Genomic DNA, 18,622 nt, shown 5'->3' with positions numbered 1-18,622 from the left:
TAGGAATTAACATGAAAAAAATTAACAGTAAATTAAACCCAGCGAAACTTTTCTTAATCACAGCGCTTATTGCTGCACCGACATTAAGTCATTCCGCATACGCCTTTGAAAAGTCAAACTTAACAGCAAGCGATTCGGTTGAACTTAGTGACAGAGATAAAGAAAGTATTGGCTTAGGTAGCGGCATGATCATTGGCGCGATATTTGGTGGTCCTATTGGCGCTATTTTAGTGGGAGCGACCGGTACACTTATTGCGAAAACACAAAACGATAAAGAAAATTTGAGTGAACTACAGGCGTCATTGAAAAAGCAAGAGCATGATTATTTGCAGGCTGCAAACGAGTTCCGCCGCAATTTACAACGCTCTGAACAAAATCATCAATTAGAATTATCGGTTTTAGAACAAAACTTTGATAAAAAATACCAAAATGCCAGTCAACTACAAGCTGAAAATTTACTGATGAGTTTACAATTTTCAACCGGATCTAGTGACTTACAGCCGCACTATCAAAGTCAAATCGTTGCTTTGGCAGAAATGTTACAACAATCGCCAAAACTCTTTATCGATTTATCGGGTTATACCGATAAACAAGGTAATAAAAAATTAAACCAAGCGCTGTCTATTGCTCGTGTTAACACCGTTAAAAATGCCTTAATTGATCAAGGCGTTAAAGCAGAACGCATTAAACTGTTTGCTTTTGGTGAGCAAGCGCCGGTAGTGGCTAACACTCAACAAGAAGTCAGTTTTTATGACCGACGTGTGGTAATAAAGCTGCACAGTAACACCGAGCAAGTGGCTAATAATTATTAAGTGTTGGTATAAGTGAAGGTAAAGGTGTGTTCAATCATTTATTTAAATAATATAAGGAGGTGAAACAGCAAATAATGAAATAGTTTACTAATTAAAGAATAAATTAAAAACCAAGGACACTCCCATAGCGCCTTGGTTTTTCTTTATCTGTACAAAAACACTAAATCCTCAGCTACCTGACCTGATAAATTGCAAAACTTAACGGGGGAACGGTTAATGTTCCATCGACAAACTCATTATTTTTAAAGGCTGGGTATATTTTTTCGCCATTTTTAAGGGTAAAGCCTAACGCGACAGACTTTTCTGTTTTTGCTGTATTAAAGACAATAATGATTTCTTCTTCGTCTTTTAATGTACGAGATACCGCAAAAATCCCCGGCTTATTATCAGCATTTATGAATTTTTGTTCGCCAAACCTAAGTGCTGGGTATTGATAATAGATATCCGCATACTCAGCAAATGTCTTATAAAATAGATGATTTTCATCAAAGTTGTCATCAGCGGTTGTTTTAATATTTGCGAGTAAATCATCATCGTTGTAGCTGTCTACCAAGGAAGGCATCATGTCTTGGCGAGAGTCTTTATCTCCGCCATCACCAACAAAACCTTGCTCGTCGCCATAATAGACAATTGGCACGCCACGCAGAAAGTAAACCATCGCATGGGCTAGCAAGGTGCGTTGAATAATTTCTGCTTCGCTATAGTTGAAATCACTACTTTTCAACATGCCTGAAAAACGTCCCATGTCATGGTTACCGGTAAAGTTAAGCAACTGATTGGCATTACTGTCACTGTCATTATAGTAAGCATCACTCTCGAACACCTCAACAAGTTTATGTGTTCCTTGCTGTTTAATAAGGGTGTCTTGTAAAGCAAATTGTAAGGAAAAATCAAGTACAGACTGCATTTTACCTACAGTGGTATAAGCACTTAATTCTTTAACATCGCCACTATATACTTCACCAAACATAAAAAATTCTGGAATACCAATCGCTTTTGCGTGGTCAACAAGCGCAGGGGCAAAATCTGCCCAAAACTCTATATTGACGTGCTTTACGGTATCAATTCTAAAACCATCAGGTTTAAATTCACTGATGACATTTTTGAATATTTCGGTCATGCCTGTAACCACTTCAGGTGAATTAGTATCAATATCATCTAAGCCACTAAAGTCGCCATATATCGAGTTTTCTCCTTCATAGGTTGTATCTCCTTGGTTGTGATAATATTTTTTATCATTTAACCAAGCGGGTGATTTAAGGTTTTCTTGGCCTTTAGGAATAACGGCTTGATAAGTATCACCCGCTGCCACTTGAGCAAGTGTTTTATATAAACAGCCATCATTTTCTTTCATCAAATACTGTAAGCCATCTTCGCCGTGACATTCAACATACTTAATAACGTCAGCGGTGTGGTTAGTAATAATGTCAAAAAATACTTTTATATTCTCTTTATGTGCAGCGTTAATGAAACGTTTTAAATCTTCATTACTGCCCAAATGTGGGTCAATTTCATTAAAGTCCAAGATCCAGTAACCATGATAACCCGAAGAATCACCTTGCATGGCCTGATTACGCATAATAGGTGTTAACCAAATAGCGCTAATCCCCATACCTTTCAAATAAGGCAGTTTAGCCTGCAAACCTTGAATGTCACCGCCGTGATACATGCCTTTGTCGGCTTTATCAAAACCACCAGCAGATATTATGTCGGTCTTAGAACCTTGGTCATTATCGGTGTTGCCATTATAAAAACGGTCGGGCATAACAAAGTAAAAAACTTCATCTTGTATATTTCTATTTAAATAAGGAGCTAAATCGTCAGCATTTTTAAGTGGTAAGGCTTTTGCCTCACTTAAGCTGGCTGATTTTTCTATGTGAATTGGCTTAGTTTCATTACAAGCGCTAAGAAATAGGCCACTTAAGATAAGTAGCGCAATCTTTGATTTTTTTAATGTGAATGTACTATTTGTTATTATCATTATATTCTCATCCATTATTGTGTTCATTAAAATCGACATTATGACTAATATTAGCTTTTTGGTCTGGCTTTTTGCATCGCTTGTGCAAGCAATTTAACAGAATCTTTTTGCCAAAATTCAGTCATAGTTACCGGTAATTTTTGACGCCAGTTAGGGTGTTCATCGATAGTGCCGGGAATGTTAACTTGTTCAACAATCTCTAAGGTGTCTTCTAATGGAATAAGTTGGATATGGCTGTGTGCTTTCGCCATATATTTCTGGACGGCAATTGATAATTCAGTATTGATTATTGCCGGACTTTGTTGCGGCGCTTTTGTTACATCGATAACGTCTAAGTCTGCTAAGGCTGCAACTAATAAGCTACGGTCTTGTATACGAGCTTGGCGTTCTTGTTGGCCCATTTCGTCTGATGGATATAGATTCAATGCTTGTCGCCAATGTAAATCACGTCCAGTCCACCAACCGGTAAGGGTAGGTAAATCGTGTGTTGACACTGTTACCATAGATTGGGCTGGATACAACTCCGGGCGTTTAAATAAACCCGACTCCCAACGCTCAAAAAATAGCACCTTGTATGATAGTAAACCTGCGGCGGCCATTATTTCACTAAAGCCATCGGGCACCGTGCCTAAGTCTTCGCCGATAACCACACAGTCGTTACGACGAGATTCAAGGGCAATAATGCGCAATATATCTTTAAATGGAAAGGTAATATAAACACCTTGATCGGCTTTCATGCCCGGCGCTACCCAATATTGACGCATTAAACCTAAAATATGATCAATACGTAAAGCACCTGCATATTGCATATTACTGCGCAGTGCTTTTATTAAGGGTAAATATCCTTGTTGCTGCAGTGCTACTGGGTTAATCGGCGTTAGCCCCCAATCTTGCCCTAAGGTATTCATAGCATCGGGTGGAGCACCAACCGCTGCACCAGACACATAAACATCTTTATCAGACCAAACATCAACGCCCGAGCCGTCACAACCAACCGCAAGGTCTAGATATAAACCAATCGGCATACCAGTTTGTTCTGTTAATGCGGAGACATCAGTTAACTGGCGATGAGCTAGCCACTGCAAAAAGGCAAAGTAATCAAGACGTTTAGCATGCTGTTGTTGAAAAGCAGCGACTTGTGCTGAATGTGGTGATTGAAACTCACTCGGCCACATTTTCCAACCATAAGCATTAGAATCAATCATTCTAAAATGCTCATATAAGGCGTCAAAGGTGGTTAACAGTAATAAATCATCGCCTTGCTCGGCTTTAAAGTCGCTGAACTCTTGGTAGGTCGCGCTTACATTCTGGTCATTATTCGCTTGAATGAAGTCTTCAAAGAGTAATTCAATAATTTCAAATTTAACATCAGCAACGCCAGGGTAATCGATAAGTTCAGTGTTACGGACGAAGTTAACTTTTGCTTGAAATTCATCACTGTTAAAGCGAAGTTGAGCGACCTTACAGCTGGAAAAGTTAGGTATCTGAGTAACATCAATATACAAACTATTGAGAAAACAACGGCTGGTCGGGGAATAAGGGCTGCGATGTGCGGGATTATTTTGATACAAGGGATGCAACGGATTTAAACCTATGGCGGCAGCGCCTTGCTCGGCAGAATTTTTAACCAGTGTTTTTAAATCACCAAAATCGCCCATTCCCCAATTACTTTCACTTTTGAGTGAATATAACTGCGCAGCATATCCCCACATTTTTTCTGGTGAGGCTTCCTGTGGGCTATAACAAGTTTTAGGCGCAAAAATCAAATGACAACTTGCTGTTTGTTGGCCATAACTCAGCTTAAGTTTATGATAACCTTGCGATAACAAAGGGAGTGTTAAGGCAAGCTTTCGATATTCTTTATCGGCAAGCTGATTTTTTTCTTGGAAAATTAACTCGCTAACCAACACTTCACCCGTTAAGATTTCGCTTTGCTCAGTCGTTATCTGCCAAGCAACTTTTAAACTTTCATCTACCGGTAGGCTAATAATAATAGTGTGACTGTGTTCTTCAAGCTTAGCAATATGGACACCAGGCAACATTTTACGCCAGCTATCTTCTTGTAAGGCGGTAATACTGTTATTGATAGTATGGTTATTAGACAGGTCATAACCCATAGCACAAAGTAGGCTATGCCTAGCACTTTCGTTTGCCGGAACTTGGTGCCCATAACTATCAGTGTAACTTCTGTGAAAGCCAACTAGGTCGGCAAGTTTTTCTATCAAATTCATAAGTTTAATACTCTATTCTTTTTGAGTGGCTAAAGGAATACTTTTGCCAATGCTTGTGGTGATTTTGTTATCTACGATTCAACTACTTAACGCAGAACCGTATTGCTATTTGTCTTTTGGGCTATGTAAATACCGCAATACCACACAGCTATGTTCAGCAATAGTAATAGCGGGGTGTCTAATGTTTTTTGGCGATTTTTTGTCAGCGTAGCTGTATTCTTGATTATCAACAGCGGTATCAATGAGCACTTGCCAGTAACCGTTAAGTACTGGCAATAAGAAGTTGATACTGCGCTGATGAGCATTAAAAATAATCAGTAGGGCATCGTCTTGCTGATGTTCAGGAGTAGATGAGCGTTCGGTATTGGCTAACATCATTGCAAAGCACTTGATGGATTGATCATGCCAATTGTCTTTAGTCATCGCTTTACCGTGACAATTTAACCAACTGATATCAGCTAAACCGGTATGTTCACTTACTTTTACACCGTGTTGATAATGTGTTCTGTTTAATAGCGGATGTGCTTTTCGCAGTGCAATTAATTTTTTAACAAAATCTGATTCTTGCTGTGCTTGTGGGCTTTGCCAATCTAGCCACGATATTTCATTATCTTGGCAGTAAGCATTATTGTTACCGCGCTGGCTATTATTGAGTTCATCGCCACTGAGTAACATCGGCGTGCCTTGAGCAATAAAGAGGGTGGTCAGTAAATTGCGTTTTTGCTGGCGGCGTAAAAGACTAATTCTACAATTGTCGGTTGGCCCTTCAGTCCCTAAATTATTACTAAAGTTACTGTTATGGCCGTCATGGTTTTGTTCGCCGTTCGCCTTGTTTTGCTTGTTATTGAAGCTCACTAAATCGGTTAAGGTAAAACCATCATGTGAAGTAATAAAATTAACACTGGCACTAGGTCGACGACTGGGCTGTTCAAAAATGTCACTTGAGCCGTGCAAACGTTTAGCAAACTCTGCAACTAAGCCTTGTTCACCTCGCCAGAAGCGTCGACAAGAGTCACGAAAACGATCGTTTAGCTCTAACCAGCTATTGGGAAAACGGCCTAGTTGATAGCCGCCATGACCGACATCCCAAGGTTCGGCAATAAGTTTAACTCTTGATAAGATAGGATCTTGTCTTATACTGGTAAAAAAGTGATTGTTGGCTTTAAAATCAGGTGCATCGCGCCCTAGTACTGGCGCTAAGTCGAAACGAAAACCGTCAACGCCCATGATTTCTACCCAGTAGCGCAAGCTGTCAGTGATCAGTTGAATAACACGAGGGTGCTGCACATTAATGGTATTGCCGCACCCTGAAAAATTCTCATAATAGCGTTTGTCTGCTGGGTGTAAACGATAATAACTAGCATTGTCTATGCCTTTAAAGCTCAGCGTTTGACCAAGTTCATCACCTTCTGCCGTATGGTTATAAACCACATCAAGAATAACTTCGATACCTGCTTCATGGTAAGTTTCAACCATAGAACGAAACTCGCCAACCTCACCTGAATGGCAGTAAGCGGCGTGCGGAACAAAAAATGAAATGGTGTTATAGCCCCAGTAATTAGTTAACCCTTTGTCTTGGACAAAGTCCTCATTAATAAACTGTTGCACGGGTAGCAGTTCAATACTGGTTACCCCTAAAGACTTTAAATACTGGCAAACCTTTTTATTAGCAAGACCCGCGAATGTTCCGCGTAGCTCAATGGGTACATCGGGATTTTGTTGGGTAAAGCCTTTAACATGTAATTCATAAAGAATGGTGTCACGGCGACGAACTTGTGGATGCGTTTGACTAAACAGTAATGGTGAAACAACCACACACTTTGGCATAGTCGCCGAATTATCTCGATTATCAACGGTTAAATCTTTTTGGGTGCTTTTTAGATCATAACTAAAATTAAGGTCGCTGCGGATAAAGCTACCGTGCAATTTTTTAGCATAGGGGTCTAACAATAATTTATTAGCATTAAAACGATGGCCATTATGAGGTTCAAAAGGACCATGAACACGGTAGCCATATAAACAACCTTCTGCGATCCCTTCAACGAAACCATGCCAAACATCATCGGTAAACTCTGGTAATTCAATGCGCTGTAGTTCATATTTACCGTCACCTGAAAATAGACAAAGCTCTACTTTTGTTGCATGTGCAGAAAATAGGGCAAAGTTACAGCCCAGACCACTTTTAGCCAGTGAAGCACCCATCGGATACGAACGCCCCGAAGTTACTTTGTATGCAGTGTTAATTGCGCAAGTTGTCATTATTTACCCTCAAGTGGTAAACGTACATCTTTGAGGATAAACATCGCTGTCGCTAACGGCGGTACAGTAATGTCTATATAGTGTTGCTGACCTTGCCAGGCCAATTCAACACTCGGTAAAATACCTAGGTTCAAGGTGTTACTGCCGCCATAAATTTCAGCGTCCGAGTTAAGTAATTCGACGTACTCTCCCGATTTTGGTACCCCTAACTTAACGTTATGATGGGTTTGTGAGGTAAAGTTACATACCACGACAACCGCATTCTCTTGGGCGTCATTGCCAAAACGAATAAAGCTGTAAATTGATTGTTCGCTGTTTTGATGATCTAACCAACTAAAACCCTCGCTTTGGCAATCTTTTTCATAGAGTGCTGGCGTGTTGCAATAAACCTTATTTAACGCTTTAATCAGTCGCTGTACGCCACAGTGCCAGTGAACGTCAAGTTGATGCCAATCAAGTTCGTGGTCATGATCCCATTCTTTACCTTGGGCAAATTCACAGCCCATAAATAGTAGCTTTTTACCGGGATGTGCCCACATAAAACTGTAATAAGCGCGTATATTGGCAAACTGTTGCCAAGCATCATCGCCAGGCATCTTTTGTAAAATAGAGCCTTTACCATGAACAACTTCGTCATGACTAAGTGGCAGAATAAAGTTTTCATCAAAGGCATAAACTAGGCTAAAGCTAAGTTCGTTATGGTGATGGCAACGATGCACAGATTCACGCTGCATGTATTGTAAACTGTCGTTCATCCAGCCCATATTCCATTTATAACCAAAGCCTAAACCGCCATCATGGGTCGCGCGAGAAACACCCGGCCATGACGTAGACTCTTCGGCAACAGAAAATGTACCAGGGTATTGTTGATAGAGTTCTTCGTTAAAGCGTTTTAAAAAGTCGACAGCGGCTAAGTTTTCTCTGCCTCCGTGGATGTTAGGGATCCATTCATTTTCTTTGCGGCTGTAGTCGAGATAAAGCATCGAGGCAACTGCGTCAACGCGAATGCCATCAACATGGTATTTATCTAACCAATGCAGGGCACTTGCACGCAAAAAATTGGCAACTTCAACACGCTCGTAATTATAAATAAGGGTATTCCAGTCGGGGTGATATCCCTGTCTGGGGTCTTCATGCTCAAAAAGATGAGTACCATCGAAGGTCGCTAAACCGTGATCATCACTTGGAAAATGTCCTGGTACCCAATCAATCAATAAGCCTAAATTGGCTTGATGACAGGCATCAACAAAATACTGAAAGTCAGCCTCATTACCAAACCGAGCTGTTGGTGCAAATAAGCCAACCGGTTGATATCCCCATGAACCATCGAATGGAAATTCACTGACCGGCATTAGCTGAATATGGGTAAAACCCATTGATAAAGTGTAAGGAATAAGCTGATCAGCTATCTGACGGTAATTTAAAAATTCGTTATTTTTATCTCGGCGCCAAGAGCCTAAATGGACTTCGTAAATTGAAATTGCAGCGTTTCTACTGTTACGTTTTTCACGTTTGTCTAACCAATCTTGGTCTTGCCAAAGATAATTGTCTTTTGCACTGATAATTGACGCTGTGTCAGGTCGATATTGGGCTTGGTTGCCATAAGGGTCGGCTTTAAATGGTAACGTGTTACCGTTTTTGTCTTTAATCGCATACTTATATTGTTGCCCAACTGACGCTTGTGGGATAAATATATTCCAATAGCCACTAGCGACATCGCCCAAGGTGATATTTTGCATGGCATGGCTACGTTCATCCCAGTGATTAAAGTCACCAAGCAAAGAAACATGACTGGCATTAGGTGCCCAAACAGCAAACGAAACACCCTGAATTTTTTGGCCATTAAGGGTTTTATTTTGCAGATGAGCGCCTAATTTCTCGTAAGGTTTTTGATGATTACCTTGTTGCAGCAAGTAAATATCAAGCTCCCCTAAGGTAGCTGAAAACTGATAGGGATCGTCAATTATCCATGATGCGTTTGCAGAGGTCAGCTTGAGTTTATAAGTGAATAATTTTTTACGACGTAGCTTAAGTGAGTAAAGTCCACTGTGATGAACTTTCACCAATTTACCTAATGATTTTATCTGTTCATGACTATTAAGTTGCGCTGATTTTTTATTAGGGGCTAAGGCCATTATCTCAACAGCGTCAATATCGTTAAGGTGAGGAAAATAGCAAGTGATCCGTAAATAACGAGTGTTTTGGTCAGCATTTAACCCTAAAACCTCGTAAGGTGTCTTATGGCAAGCGCTGACTAAAGCTTTGATGTCATTTACAGATAAACTCATATATTTTCCTCAGTTTTCTTAATAATTAATGCTTAAGCGCTCGGTGTTAAAAACCAAATGTTTTTCACATAGTCTTCAATCGAGCGATCAGAATTAAATTTACCCATCAACGCCGTATTTAAAATGGCCATTTTTGCCCAACGTTTTTTGTCTTGATAAGCGACACCTAAGTCTTGTTGAGCGTCACTGTAGCTTTCAAAATCAGCCAGCACTTTGTACGGATCGCCACCTTCAAGGAAACTTTGTTTAATCGAAGATAATTCTCCCATATGGCCTGGCGTAAAGTAGTCCGTGTCTAACCAGTCTAAACAGGCTTTGATTTCATTATTCGTTTCATAAAAGTGATAAGGGTTGTAGCCTTTGTTATCTAGGGCTTTAACTTCATCAACGGTTAAGCCAAAGATGAAAATATTGTCGTCGCCAACTTCTTCAGCTATTTCAATGTTTGCGCCATCTAAAGTCCCAATGGTTACGGCACCGTTGAGGGCGAGCTTCATATTGCCAGTACCAGAGGCTTCTTTACCTGCTGTTGATATTTGCTCTGAAACATCGGCTGCCGGAATTATTTTTTCGGCTAAACTGACCCGATAGTTAGGTAAAAACACCACTTTTAATTTGTCTTGAATGCGGGTGTCATTATTGATTTTTTCAGCAATTTTATTGGTTGCGTAAATAATTTCTTTGGCTAACTGATAGCCCGGCGCTGCTTTTGCACCAAAGATAAATACGCGTGGTTGCATAGGTAAGTCAGGATCAGCCAATAAACGGCGGTATAGCGCTAAGATATGCAATAAATTAAGGTGCTGGCGTTTGTATTCATGAAGTCGTTTAATTTGGACATCAAAAATGGCCTCTGGGCTGACATCTATACCGGTTAAGGTTTTAATTTCAGTGGTTAATGCCACTTTGTTTTGATGTTTAATTGCCATGAATTTCTTTTGGAAACTGGCATTATCAGCAAGGGTTGATAATGAAGATAAGCTGTTTAAGTTTTTAGCCCAGTCATCGTCAACGTGCTTTGACAGTAATTCAGACAGTAATGGGTTACATGATTTCAACCAACGTCTTGGGGTAATACCATTAGTTACATTGGTTAATTTCTCTGGCCAAAGTTGGTTGAATTCTGGGAATAGATCTTTTTTTACTAAGTCTGAATGGATTTGAGCAACACCGTTAACTTTATGTGAAGTAATGACACATAAATGTGCCATACGGACTTTACGTTGTTCACCTTCTTCAATAATTGAAAGGCGAGCGCGCATTGCCTCGTTGTTTGGCCACATCGCATTCACTTCATCATTCAAAAATGCTTCGTTGATACGATATAAAATAGTTAAATGGCGTGGTAGTACACGTTCAAATAATGAAACAGACCATTTTTCTAACGCTTCAGGTAACAGGGTATGGTTAGTATAAGAAAATACTTTACCGGCTAATTGCCAGGCGTTTTGCCATGAGAAGTCATACTCATCAAGTAATACGCGCATTAACTCTAAAATGGCAATGGTAGGGTGGGTATCGTTGAGTTGGATCGCTACTTTTTCAGCAAAGTTTGTACTACTTCCTTGGGTAAGTGGACCAAATTGCAGTTGATAACGACTAATAATGTCTTTAATTGAACAAGCACAGAAAAAGTACTGTTGAATAAAGCGTAATTCATTACCCGCATCGTGTTCGTCATTAGGATAAAGAACTTTAGATACTGTTTCAGCATTGACTTGATCGTGGTGCGCTTGTAGATAGTCACCCTGATTAAGGGTATCCCAGTCAAAGGCAGAGTCTGCGCGACATTCCCATAAGCGTAAAGCATTTACGGTTGACGAGTTATAGCCAACGATAGGAATATCCCAAGGAACTCCTTTGAGCATTTTTCCTGCACGCCAAACCGATGTTAAACTACCGTCGGCTTGTGCTTGTTGTTCAACATAACCATAAACGGGAATAAGCTGGGTAGATTCAGGACGGCAAATTTCCCAAGGACTACCAAACTCACGCCACATATCAGGCTGTTCTATTTGGTGTCCGTCTTTAAAACTTTGTTTGAATAAACCATGTTGGTAATGAATGCCGTAACCCATAGCGTTGTAATCAAGTGTCGCTAATGAATCAAGAAAACATGCGGCTAAACGGCCTAATCCACCATTACCTAGGGCTAAATCAGCCCCTTCTTCACATAAATCGGCTAAATCAAAACCAAGTGATTTAAGGGCCTTTTCGGTATTTTTATATAAATCTAAATTATGTAAGTTGTTAGAAAGTAGTCGCCCCATCAAATATTCAAGTGACAGGTAGTTAATACTTTTAGTCGCTGATTTTGCTTGTTGAACCTTACTTGCTTGCAGTTTATCAATAATAATTTCATTAAGCGCCATTGATGTCGCTTGCCAATAAGCCTGCTTGTTTTGTGGTGTGTTTTTGTAGGCATCTTCACAAATAACGCGATCACCTAAGGTACTGTTCAAATGGTGCTGAATGCGTTTTTTTAAGTCTGTGGCGGTAATATCAGCTGTGCTACTTTTTATTTTTTTATTTATCATAATAAATTTTTATCATCAAAAACCGTCTTGTTCGTTGCTGACGTTTTGATTTATTTCCTGTTTATTTAAAATCTGTGGCGTATATATAGGACTTTATTCATCCTTATTTTTTATTTGCATCAGTTGTACGAATTCTTTCCACAATAAATAACGTGATGATTAAATTATGCCGATGTTAGAAATTAGAGCAATAAACTACATACGTATGCATGATGGATTTATGCACTATTTGCCATGCATACGTATGCATTTTTGATGATTATTGGCGCTTGATGAAAAGTTCAGGGTGATGACTTACTCGCTACCATTAAAATTTGATGGAAGTCGGCGTTTATCAGCTGAGTAATTTTTTGCTTTACTCTTAATAAGGTATACAAGGCTAGGGGGCTAAGTTAGTATCTAAGTAGTATATTTATTAATAAGTTATTGGTTAATTTAATGGTTAAAGCTAAAAATACTTCGTTTGATATTGCTTATCGTGCGGGCGTTTCTCAGTCAACAGTTTCAAGAGCACTACGTAATAGTCCGTTAGTAAATGAAGAAACACGGCTACGTGTTCAAGCCATTGCCAAAGAACTTAATTACAAAGTAGATAAAAACGCCAGCAGTTTACGTACTCAACGTAGTGGCACCATTGCCTTGCTATTGTTTGAAGACCCAACCAACGATGACTCATTAATCAATCCTTTTTTTATGTCAATGTTAGGCAGCATTACCCGAGCTTGTGGTAATAAGGGCTATGATTTATTAGTCTCTTTTCAGCAAATGAGCCACGATTGGCATGCTGACTTTGAAGATACCCGTAAAGCTGACGGGATAATATTGTTGGGTTATGGTGACTACACCGATTACGAAGAAAAGCTTGTTCAGTTAATAGAGCAAGAAACCCATTTTGTTCGTTGGGGGGCTGAAGTAAAAGAGCTCGATGTTGTCTCTGTCGGTTGCGATAACTTCCAAGGTGGGTATCAACTCACCGAACATGTCATTAAAAATAACCGCAAAAAATTTGCTTTTTTAGGCGGAGTTTCAACGGGCTCTCCTGAATTTTTAGATCGTTATTTAGGTCATTGTAAAGCGCAAACTGATCACGACTTAGTCGTTAATACCCAACTTCAATTTGACGCGATTTCTACCGAAGAATCTGGCCATAACGCTGCATTAAATCTTATCAAGGGTGGTGAAAGTTTTGATGCCATTATGGCGGCCAGTGATTTAATTGCCGTGGGTGCGATGCGCGCTTTGCAAGAACACAATATGCGCGTACCCGAAGATATAGCCGTGTTTGGTTTTGATGATATTCCGGTTGCTAGTTTTACTTTTCCGACCTTAACTACAGCTAAACAAGATACGATGTTAGCAGGGGAGTTATTAGTAGAAAAGCTTTTAGCACTAGTGAATGGCGAAGAAGCAAAAACAGAGTTGATGGCAACCACACTTGTGGTTCGTCAATCTTGTGGCAGTGGCAATTGATGTTTTATAGTGTTTATGTAGGTTAGTTTTTCACTAACAAATTTTAGGTAGAGCCCTAACCTACAAACAAAAGCGAGTAGAGGTTACTCGCTTTTTTCTTTGACAAAATAAACGGATACAGCACCAAGTACCATAGAGACACCCGCTAAGATAATAATATTTATTGCCTGGTTTTCAAAAACTGAATTTAATATCCAGCCAGCAAAAATTCCTGAGATAATTTGTGGCGCGGCAATGGTAAAGTTAAAAATCCCCATGTATACACCGGTTTTGTTGGCAGGTAATGCACCAGCAAGTATTGAGTATGGCATTGCTAAAATAGCAGCCCAAGCAATACCTACACCTATCATAGGAATAAATAAAGTAACCGCGCCTTGTGGCACCGTGATTTCAGTGATCAATAAATTGACTAAAGTTGGTTCAGGGTTATTGATAAACATAAAGCTTAAATAACCTAAGCCACCGGCGAGTAAGGAAAACGAGTAAACCGCTTTTCGGCCGAAGGTATTGGCAAGCTTGGCCAGCACAATTGAGAAAAAGGCCGCAAACAAAGAATACGCTGCAAACAAAATACCTACCCAGTCACCAGCTGCGCCTTTTGCCGCAGCGATATCATTGGGAATACCACCAACAGAGCTAATATAGGTAGGGTCAAACCACTTTACATCTATGCCCCAAACCTGTTGAGCAATGGCCGGCATGGTATAAACCCACATAATGAATAGAGAAAACCAAGAGAAAAACTGTACGAGTGCTAAACGCTTCATTACCTCGGGCATAGATTTCATTAGGCCAACGAAGTCAGTTAGTTTTTCAATTAACGACTTTTCAATGGCTTGTTCTTTGGCAACCTGTTCAGCATCCATTCCTTTGAACTCATAATATTCTTTAGGTGAATATTCTTTAGTTTTAAAAACCGTCCATAACACCGAACCTAATAAAACCGTGGCGCCGATATAAAATGCCCAAACAACAGATGGAGCAATACTACCTTGCTGTGAGGTGTTCTCTAAACCAACAACATTTGTAAGAACAAATGGCAATATAGAGCCGATAACGGCACCAATATTAATCAAAAAGGCTTGGATAGCATAACCCTTGTTCATTTGATTATCGGGCACCATATCAGACACTAGCGCTCTAAAAGGTTGAAAAGCGATATTAAAAGATGCGTCCATAACCGCTAACATCATTGCACCAAAAATCATTGGTGTGATAACAGAGACAAATAACGGCGCGTTTGGCATTAATAACATACCGACAGTTGCGCATATGGCACCGATTAATATATAGGGGTTACGGCGACCAAACTTATTCCATGTTCTATCTGACGCTGCGCCGACGAGAGGCTGGATAAGTAAGCCCATAATAGGAGCGAGCAACCAAAATAAAGATAAAGAGTGCAGATCAGCACCCAAGTCTGAAAGTATTCGACTGACATTAGCGTTTTGTAAAGCAAAGCCAAATTGAACGCCCAAAAAGCCGAAGCTAACATTCCATATTTGCCAAAAACTGAGTTGAGGTTTGTTTTTCATTTATTATTTTTCTTATGAGAGTAACACACGATGAAGTTATATAATCACAACCAAAAAACTGACACAACAAATTACATACGTATTCAGCATGATATAAACAGGTAATATTATTATTTAAATACAGGTAAAGTTTTTGTGTAAATCGTCAATAATGGTAAATTATCGCTAAATAGCTGTTTTTTTCGCACACTTGCTGATTTATCGAACATAAAGAAGAAATAGTAAAATTAGTGCTTTACAAATGCTATTGCAGGTCTTAATATCTGCCCCGTCTTGAAGCAAGCAATTGTTTTAAGACATTCAGGTGAGATGGCTGAGTGGTCGAAAGCACTGGTCTTGAAAACCAGCAAGGGTTTATAGCCCTTCTAGAGTTCAAATCTCTATCTCACCGCCAAACAAAGAAAAACCGCTAATCGAAAGATTAGCGGTTTTTTGCTTTTTGATAGTTAGAAATTTTAAATAAGGGTTTATAGCACTAAACCTTGAGTAGAGTTCAAATCTCTATTTCACCGCCAAACAAAGAAAAACCGCTAATCGAAAGATTAGCGGTTTTTTGCTTTTTGATAGTTAGAAATTATAAATAAGGTTTATAGCACTAAACCTTCGAGTAGAGTTCAAATCCACTTTCACCGGCAAATTAAGATAAGCCCGTTAATCGAAAGATTGACGGGTTTTTTGCTTTTTAAAAACTAGAAATCATAAGAAAGGGTTTATAGCACTAACCTTCCAGTAGAGCTCAAATCTACTCTCACCGCCAAACAAAGAAAAGCCCGTTACGAAAGTAACGGGCCTTTTGCTTTTGAAAAGTTAGAAATATAAGAATCTATCAGCAATACTTAGATTAACCATTTGAATTCAAGGCGCACAGGTTAAGTTAGCAACTTGTGAATCCTAACCTCCGCTTCAAGCTTATTCATGCTAATCAGGCCCGTCTCAGAACGCTAGCTTTCGCACATATTCGCCATGCCCAAAAATTAATATTGATGAATACCTATTGTTCACTTTGGCAACAGAGGGGAACTAAACTTTGATTAAAGATCTATTTCCCCTATTGAATATAAAACGGCCTGACCAGGCCATGTTCTATAAGTTAAATTTATAATAATCTTGCCATGGACTAAAGTAATTAAAGAGGCTAAAGTGATTAAAAAAAGTGATTAAAACAAGTGATTAAAACAAGCGAAAAAGAAAAGTGGCCCGCCGAACTGATTATCGCCAATAAAGAACTGATCTTTCAAAATGAAGAGAAAGATAAACGGGCCGCCGAACTGGTTATCGCTAATAAAGAACTGATCTTTCAAAATAAAGAGAAAGAAAAGCGAGCCGCCGAACTGATTATCGCTAATGAAGAACTAAATTTTCAAAATGAAGAGAAAGAAAAACGAGCCGCCGAACTGGTTATTGCTAATGAAGAACTAAATTTTCAAAATGAAGAGAAAGAAAAGCGAGCCGCCGAACTGGTTATTGCTAATGAAGAACTAAATTTTCAAAATGAAGAGAAAGAAAAGCGAGCCACCGAACTGGTTATTGCTAATGAAGAACTAAATTTTCAAAATAAAGAGAAAGAAAAGCGAGCCACCGAACTGGTTATTGCCAATAAAGAACTGATCTTTCAAAATGAAGAGAAAGAAAAGCGGGCCGCCGAACTGATTATCGCTAATGAAGAACTAAATTTTCAAAATGAAGAGAAAGAAAAACGAGCCGCTGAACTGATTATCGCTAATGAAGAACTAAATTTTCAAAATAAAGAGAAAGAAAAGCGGGCCGCCGAACTAGTTATCGCTAATAAAGAACTGATGATTGCCGCTACAGTCTTTGAATCCCAAGAAGGTATGTTAATCACTGATGCTAGCAACCGTATTATTCGCGTGAACAGCGCCTTTGCATCTATCACTGGTTATAGCAATGAAGACGTTATTGGCCAAAAGCCAAGCGTTCTTAGTTCAGAAAAACAAAGTGCAGGTTTTTTCATTACTATGTGGGATAGCATCAACAATACCGGTGCGTGGCAAGGTGAAATATACAATACGCGCAAAAATGGTGAAATTTATCCAGAATATATCACCATTACGGCAGTTAAAGATGCTCAGGGCATTGTTACTAACTATGTGGAAACATTGACCGATATCACTCTGATTAAAACCTCTGCTGATAAAATTATAAGCCTAGCTTATTATGATGTGTTGACGCATTTACCTAACCGCAGTCTGCTTCTTGATCGGCTTGAACAAGCATTAACCGCCAGTGCGGAAAGTGGACAACGTGGCGCAGTATTGTGTATCGACTTAGATCACTTCAAAAATCTGAATGATACGCTAGGACATGATATGGGTGATTTGTTACTGAAACAGGTGGCAGAACGACTAATTGCGTGTTTATATACAAAAGATACTATTGCTCGCATAGGCGGTGACGAGTTTGTCATCATACTCGAAAACCTAAGCGATAGTGCAATCGAAGCCGCCGCTGAAACTAACAATATCATTGAAAAAATAGCCTTCACACTGAGCAAACCCTATCAACTTAATACTCATTTCTACCAGAGCTCCTCTAGTATAGGAGCTACATTGTTTATGGGGCATGAACTTAAGTCAAAGGAACTACTAAAACAAGCAGATATTGCCATGTACCAATCGAAGGGCAAAGGGCGCAATGCCATCACCTTCTTTAACTCAGTCATGCAAGATAAAATTACTGCTCGTGTTGATATTGAAAATGAGCTACGCGTAGCTATTGAACAACAGCAATTCCAATTACATTATCAAATACAAGTTGATCACATAGGTCGCCCCTTTGGAGCTGAAGCCTTAATTCGTTGGCCGCATCCTAAACGTGGCTTGATTTCTCCTTTGAGCTTTATTCCGGTAGCAGAAGATACAGGACTCATTATTACTATTGGGCAATGGGTACTAGAAACTGCTTGTGCACAATTAAATCGATGGGATAAAGATGAGCTGACACGTTACCTCACCTTATCAGTCAATGTAAGCGCTAAACAATTTTTTCAAACAGATTTTGCGGCGCAAGTAATCGCAACAGTTCGACGTTACGGCATTAATCCGACAAAGCTAAAACTGGAATTGACCGAGAGTATGTTGGTAGAGAGCATTGAAAACTTCGTCTCAACCATCAACACTTTGAAGGAAATTGGCATTAAAATCTCATTGGATGACTTTGGGACGGGCTATTCATCTTTACAATATTTAAAAAAGTTAGGAATTTATCAACTAAAAATTGACCAATCATTTGTACGGGATATTGCCACTGATATTCATGATCAAGTGATTGTTCGCACAATTATTGCAATGGCACACAGCCTAGATATAAATGTCGTTGTTGAAGGCGTTGAAACAGAAGAGCAGAGACAAGTTTTACTTACTATTGGTTGCTCTCACTTTCAAGGTTATTTATTTAGTAAACCTGTTCATATTGATGAGTTTGAGGGGTTAGTTAGAAAGTCATAGATATTGTTCTCATTCTATGTACGTATTTTACTTTTTTGATCCTGA

The 18,622-nt window shown here is 39.4% G+C and carries 9 protein-coding genes and 1 tRNA gene; 4 read left to right on the top strand and 6 right to left on the bottom strand.

Translation table 11 applies throughout. The features are described 5' to 3' along the window. The first annotated feature begins 11 nt into the window (after positions 1-11). Positions 12-812, top strand: coding sequence for a sortase-associated OmpA-like protein PdsO (gene pdsO, locus H4J70_RS07660; protein ID WP_182250838.1), 801 nt, complete (start codon positions 12-14; stop codon positions 810-812). A 172-nt stretch (positions 813-984) separates the two neighbouring features. Here pdsO and H4J70_RS07655 read toward each other — a convergent pair whose 3' ends face one another. The 5 genes from H4J70_RS07655 to H4J70_RS07635 all read right to left on the bottom strand — a co-directional run bounded on the left by H4J70_RS07655 (position 985) and on the right by H4J70_RS07635 (position 12,108). Beyond that, on the bottom strand, positions 985-2,793 hold the full coding sequence (locus H4J70_RS07655; RefSeq protein ID WP_182217407.1) for an alpha-amylase family glycosyl hydrolase: 1,809 nt from the start codon (positions 2,791-2,793) through the stop codon (positions 985-987). Positions 2,794-2,843: 50 nt separating this feature from the next. Further along, positions 2,844-5,024 (bottom strand): 4-alpha-glucanotransferase, encoded by a 2,181-nt coding sequence (gene malQ, locus H4J70_RS07650; RefSeq protein ID WP_182250837.1) that lies wholly within the window; start codon positions 5,022-5,024, stop codon positions 2,844-2,846. Positions 5,025-5,129: 105 nt separating this feature from the next. Next, positions 5,130-7,283 (bottom strand): glycogen debranching protein GlgX, encoded by a 2,154-nt coding sequence (glgX, locus tag H4J70_RS07645; RefSeq protein ID WP_070376836.1) that lies wholly within the window; start codon positions 7,281-7,283, stop codon positions 5,130-5,132. Continuing rightward, positions 7,283-9,571: a 1,4-alpha-glucan branching protein GlgB gene (gene glgB / locus H4J70_RS07640; protein WP_182250836.1), complete on the bottom strand. Its 2,289-nt coding sequence runs from the start codon at positions 9,569-9,571 to the stop codon at positions 7,283-7,285. Before glgB ends, glgX begins: the two co-directional genes overlap by 1 nt. 32 nt (positions 9,572-9,603) lie before the next feature. Next, the gene (locus H4J70_RS07635) at positions 9,604-12,108 is read right to left on the bottom strand and encodes a glycogen/starch/alpha-glucan phosphorylase (RefSeq protein ID WP_182217411.1); all 2,505 of its coding nucleotides are present in this window, start codon (positions 12,106-12,108) and stop codon (positions 9,604-9,606) included. A gap of 438 nt (positions 12,109-12,546) precedes the next feature. On the opposite strand from H4J70_RS07635, the gene H4J70_RS07630 reads away from it, so the two are divergent. Next, positions 12,547-13,578, top strand: a complete 1,032-nt coding sequence (locus H4J70_RS07630; protein ID WP_182250835.1) for a LacI family DNA-binding transcriptional regulator — start codon at positions 12,547-12,549, stop codon at positions 13,576-13,578. A gap of 83 nt (positions 13,579-13,661) precedes the next feature. Here the strand turns inward: H4J70_RS07630 and H4J70_RS07625 are convergent, their stop codons facing one another. Further along, the gene (locus tag H4J70_RS07625) at positions 13,662-15,113 is read right to left on the bottom strand and encodes an MFS transporter (protein ID WP_182217415.1); all 1,452 of its coding nucleotides are present in this window, start codon (positions 15,111-15,113) and stop codon (positions 13,662-13,664) included. A 303-nt stretch (positions 15,114-15,416) separates the two neighbouring features. On the opposite strand from H4J70_RS07625, the gene H4J70_RS07620 reads away from it, so the two are divergent. Together H4J70_RS07620 and H4J70_RS07615 are read left to right on the top strand one after the other, a co-directional pair. Further along, positions 15,417-15,507, top strand: a tRNA-Ser gene (locus H4J70_RS07620). Between the two features lie 772 nt (positions 15,508-16,279). Next, complete coding sequence (locus H4J70_RS07615) at positions 16,280-18,577, top strand: EAL domain-containing protein (RefSeq protein WP_310740319.1); 2,298 nt, start codon at positions 16,280-16,282, stop codon at positions 18,575-18,577. Positions 18,578-18,622: the final 45 nt, after the last annotated feature.

The organism is Colwellia sp. BRX8-9, assembly GCF_014077245.1.
GTDB lineage: Bacteria > Pseudomonadota > Gammaproteobacteria > Enterobacterales > Alteromonadaceae > Colwellia_A.
This window is presented reverse-complemented; position numbering and strand designations above follow the sequence as displayed.

What these genes read in the sequence shown, in the direction of transcription:
- pdsO (WP_182250838.1), top strand. Translation starts at nt 12, where the DNA reads ATGAAAAAAATTAACAGTAAATTAAACCCAGCGAAACTTTTCTTAATC.
- malQ (WP_182250837.1), bottom strand. Translation starts at nt 5,024, where the DNA reads ATGAATTTGATAGAAAAACTTGCCGACCTAGTTGGCTTTCACAGAAGT.
- H4J70_RS07625 (WP_182217415.1), bottom strand. Translation starts at nt 15,113, where the DNA reads ATGAAAAACAAACCTCAACTCAGTTTTTGGCAAATATGGAATGTTAGC.
- glgX (WP_070376836.1), bottom strand. Translation starts at nt 7,283, where the DNA reads ATGACAACTTGCGCAATTAACACTGCATACAAAGTAACTTCGGGGCGT.
- glgB (WP_182250836.1), bottom strand. Translation starts at nt 9,571, where the DNA reads ATGAGTTTATCTGTAAATGACATCAAAGCTTTAGTCAGCGCTTGCCAT.
- H4J70_RS07630 (WP_182250835.1), top strand. Translation starts at nt 12,547, where the DNA reads ATGGTTAAAGCTAAAAATACTTCGTTTGATATTGCTTATCGTGCGGGC.
- H4J70_RS07635 (WP_182217411.1), bottom strand. Translation starts at nt 12,108, where the DNA reads ATGATAAATAAAAAAATAAAAAGTAGCACAGCTGATATTACCGCCACA.
- H4J70_RS07655 (WP_182217407.1), bottom strand. Translation starts at nt 2,793, where the DNA reads ATGATAATAACAAATAGTACATTCACATTAAAAAAATCAAAGATTGCG.